Origin of the sequence: Gemmatimonas sp. (assembly GCF_044345575.1) — a bacterium.
Lineage (GTDB): Bacteria > Gemmatimonadota > Gemmatimonadetes > Gemmatimonadales > Gemmatimonadaceae > Gemmatimonas.
Map to the genome: position 1 here is coordinate 1 of NZ_JBIJAW010000285.1, position 4,191 is coordinate 4,191.

3 protein-coding genes and 1 pseudogene are annotated in these 4,191 nt (G+C 67.2%); 2 read left to right on the top strand and 2 right to left on the bottom strand.

Features of this window, described 5'->3' with window-relative positions; translation table 11 throughout:
- Both ACIQ6O_RS13655 and ACIQ6O_RS13660 read left to right on the top strand, forming a co-directional pair.
- Nucleotides 1-1,264 (top strand): serine hydrolase domain-containing protein (locus tag ACIQ6O_RS13655; protein WP_396208339.1); only part of this gene is annotated, 1,264 nt, incomplete at its 5' end.
- A gap of 3 nt (nucleotides 1,265-1,267) precedes the next feature.
- Nucleotides 1,268-2,434, top strand: a complete 1,167-nt coding sequence (locus ACIQ6O_RS13660; RefSeq protein ID WP_396208340.1) for an ankyrin repeat domain-containing protein — start codon at nucleotides 1,268-1,270, stop codon at nucleotides 2,432-2,434.
- 11 nt (nucleotides 2,435-2,445) lie between these two features.
- Here ACIQ6O_RS13660 and ACIQ6O_RS13665 read toward each other — a convergent pair whose 3' ends face one another.
- On the bottom strand, nucleotides 2,446-2,874 hold the full coding sequence (locus ACIQ6O_RS13665; RefSeq protein ID WP_396208341.1) for an acyl-CoA thioesterase: 429 nt from the start codon (nucleotides 2,872-2,874) through the stop codon (nucleotides 2,446-2,448).
- A gap of 2 nt (nucleotides 2,875-2,876) precedes the next feature.
- Nucleotides 2,877-4,191 (bottom strand): annotated as a pseudogene (locus ACIQ6O_RS13670) (hypothetical protein); the annotation flags it as partial.

Below are 4,191 nucleotides of genomic sequence, written 5' to 3' on the forward strand. Positions count from 1 at the left end.
TGCCCCCGGCGCCACCGTGGCCGTGGTGAGTAACGGGCAGCTCGTGTACGCCAAGGGATACGGGCTCGCCAATGTGGAAACGCAGCAACCCATGACCGCCGACATGCTGCTGCGCGTGGGCTCGGTGACCAAGATGTTCACTGGTGCCACGATTGCGTCGTTGATTGAAGACAAGCAGCTGAACGTTCTCGCGCCGATCTCCACGTATATCCCCACGCTCGCCGGCAAACGTGTGGGGGAAGTGACGGCGCACCAGCTCATGACACACAGCGCCGGGTGGCTCGACAATGCCGTAGCCTACGGGCGTATGGGTGAGGGCGCACTCGGCGAAGTGATGCGCGAGGTGAGCGACACGATGTTCTTCACCGATGCCGGGCGCACGTTCAGCTACTCCAATCCCAGCATCAGCATGGCCGGGTACGTGGCGGAGATGGCGGGCAAGAAGCGCTTCGCCACCCTCGTCGAAGAGCGCGTCATGCGCCCCACGGGGATGTCGCTCAGCACCTTCAAGCCACTCGAAGCGCTCACGTGGCCCACGGCCATGGGCCACCTCGTGGCGAGCCCCAACAATCCGCCCACCATCGTGCGCCCCATGACGGAGAACACCGCGCAGTGGGCGGCGGGCTTTCTCTTTTCGAGCGCGCCGGAACTCGCGCGCTTTACAATCGCGCTCATGACGTCGGGACAGCCAGACGTGGCATGGGGCATTCGTCCGAGCGTGGTGAAGCGCATGACCACCGGCGCTGTACCACATCCCGGCGGCAGCGGACTCGACTCCGCGATGTACGGCTACGGTCTGGTGGTGGGCAACGCCAAGTTGGCCGGCAAGACGGAGCGCGTGTGGACGCATGGTGGCTCCATCAACGGCTACAATGCGCAACTGACGATGGTACCCGGCCGCCAGACCAGCGTGATCGTGCTGGTGAATGGGCCCGGCAGTGGCATCAGCAGCATCGAACGCAAGGCGCTCGAACTCGCACTGGGTGCACCGCTCGAGCTCAAGCCGCGGAGCACGCCGCGCGACGCCACGGCCGCCGAGCGTGCGCTGCTAGTGGGGCGGTACGCGATGAGTCGCAACGTGGTGGAACTCACGGAACGCGGCGATTCGCTGTTCATCACGCAGGGCGCGAGCACCGTACCCGTGAAGCACGGCGCGGCAGGTGAACTGTTCATCAACGGCACCCAGCCCGCGTTCTATCGGGTGGAGAGCGGCAAGGTGGTGTACGTGTACAACGGATCACGCGCCCTCGCGCGGCAGCCGTAGCGCATGTTGACACACAGCGCCGCCGTCGACGCTCTGCTGGTGGCATCGGCCGTTCCCGTCTCGGCGTCACACCGCAGCGGAACGCTCGACGAGGCGCGTGCCTTGCTTCAGGCCGATCCGTTGCTCGCCGAGCAGAGCATCTACACCGCAGCGGTGCTGGGCAATGCACCGGCGGTGCGCCAATGGATCGAACGTGACCCGGCACTCGCTACCGCGCGCGGCGGACCGTACGACTGGGACGCGCTCACCTGGTGCTGCTTTTCCCGCTGGTTGCGCGACGAGCCAGCTCGAGCCGAAGATTTCGTGGCGGTTGCGCGCACGCTCATTGACGCAGGCGCGCCGGTGAACACGGGATTCATGGACGTAGCGCACGGTCCTACGCCACAGTTCGAAAGCGCGCTGTACGGCGCCGCCGGTGTGGCATTCTGCGCCCCGCTCACGGCGCTGCTACTCGCCCACGGCGCCGACCCCAACGATGACGAGGTGCCGTACCACGCCGCGGAGCATTACGCACATGACGTGGTGGAGGCGCTGCTCACGGCACCCGTACCGCTGTCGCGCGACAGTCTCGCCACCTTGCTGCTGCGCAAGGCCGACTGGCACGACCTGCACGGTGTGCAGCAACTGCTGCAACATGGGGCCGACCCCAACCATCCCGGTCCATGGCCGCACTCGCCGCTGCTGCAGGCCATACGGCGCGACAACCATGTGGCGATCATCGAGACGCTATTGGACGCGGGCGCCGATGCGGCGCGAGCGTTCAACGGCGTGAGTGCGGCATCACTGGCCGCGTGGCATGGCCGCACGGATGTGTTGCAACTGTTCGCGGCACGTGGCGTGGAGCTGCCACAGGAAGGCCTCGATGGCATCGCCGTGGATGTCGCGTTCGGCGACGTCATCGGGGTGCGGGCGCGACTCGCGGCCGACGGCGATTTGCGCGCTGCGTTCATGGAACGGCTACCGGAATTCATGGGCCGCTGCGCCGGCAACGACAGTCTCGCCCCTCTCAGCGTACTCCTGCAGCTCGCGCCGTCGCCCGATGTGCGCTGGGCGGCGGGGGACGGTTACTGGCAGATTCCGCCGAACAGCAGTGCGCTCGAGGTGGCGCGACTTCGCAAACAAGCGGCTGCGGAACGGCTGATCCGCGAGTTCGCGGCGGGGGCGGAGTAAAGACTCGGGCCTCAGCCCGCGTGCATGTACGCCGAGAACAGCGCCACCATCTCGGGGGGAATCCGAATGATTCTCCCCGTCTCTCGCGAGAGCAGCGTCCAGATGGAGCGACCACGACAGAGCACCTGATCGTCGCTGGTGCGCACGATTTCGGTGAGGCGCTCGAAGCGGCGGGAGTCCACCGTGCCGATCCATGTACGTGCCACGATGGGGTCGCCCAAGAGCGCCTCCCGCCGATAATCGATCTCGTGGCGCGTCGCGACCCATCCGTAGACCGCTTTCATGTCGTCGGGGGCGCTCACGTTCCAGTGCGCGAGCGCCACGTCGAAGATCCACTTGAGATAGACCACGTTGTTCACGTGGTCGTTGTCGTCGATGTCCTGTGCCAGGACCTCGATAGGGATTTCGAATACCTGCAGGCCGTGCTTGGCAAACGACATGATCAGCGCTTGGCGGGGATGAGAACGGCGCGCTCTTCGGGAGCCACGCGCACCACGCGCAACGGCTGCGCCATGGACGCGGTACCCGAGTGCAACACGACGCGGTAATCGCCGGTTTCCACCGGGGCGAGCGCACGCCCGCCACCAAAGCCACCGCCGAAACCACCGCCGCCACCGCCCTGCCCACGACCGGCCGCCGCCGGCTGGGCCAGCTGCCGCGCCTGATACGTGGGGCTGCCGGTGCTATCCGCCACGCCACGCTCGGCCGGACGCGGATCGAAGCCGCGCGGGAAGCCCGGCACTTGCAGGTTCGGGTTAGCCGGTGCCGCGCCGCCGCCGAAGCCGAACCCGCCCGCCACGATCGCCGGCATGGGCGCGCTCCCCGTGGGGAGGAAGTTCCACACCACGGTGTTCATCCCCACGGTGTTGGTGCCGGTAATCCGCGCGATGGTGTCACCCATGGCGTTCACGATGGAGAGCCGCACGCCCCCCTGCACCGGCTGCGCCAGGCGATAGCGAATGGTGGCCCCGGCATTCGTGCGTTCACCGCGCCACATGCGCTGCGCGCGGGGCTCCGACCCCACCGGACGCTCGCCGTACTGCAGCGCCACGGCGGGAGCGAACAGTGTGGCCGGCGCTGAGAGCGCCGTGCCGGTGAACTGCTGCAGCGGGGCCACGTCGAGCACCATGATGGCGCGACCATGCGTCCCCGCGATGAGCTCACGATCGCGCGGGTGCACCTGCAGGTCGTACACCGGTACGGTGGGCATGCCGGCGTTGAGCTGGAACCACGAAGCCCCCGCATCGAGCGAGGCGAACACACCGAGCTCCGTCCCCGCATACAGCAGCTTGGCGTTCACCGGGTCCTCGCGCACCACGTACACCGTGTTGGGGCGACCACGCGGCAGCCCACCATCGATGCGTGTGAACGTCTTGCCGAAGTCGGTGCTCTTGTAGAGATACGGCGAGAAGTCGTTCTCGCGGTGCATGTCCACCGACACGTACACGGTGGCGGAGTCGGCGAAGCTGGGCTCCACCTTGCTCACGTGATAGAACGGCGGCGCGCCGGGGAGGCGCAGGCTCAGGTCTTCCCACGTCCCCCCGTCGTTCTTCGTGATCCACAGCTTGCCGTCGTCGGTGCCCACATACAGCAGCCCCGCGCGCACCGGCGACTCGCCGATGGTCACGATCGTCGCGTTCTCTTCGGCGCCCGTGGCGTCACGCGTGATGCCACCGGTGGCATCAGCAGCCACATTGCCCTCGGCGTCGTAGCCGGTGGTGATGCGAATACGATTCTCGTCGCGGCTCGAGAGGTCC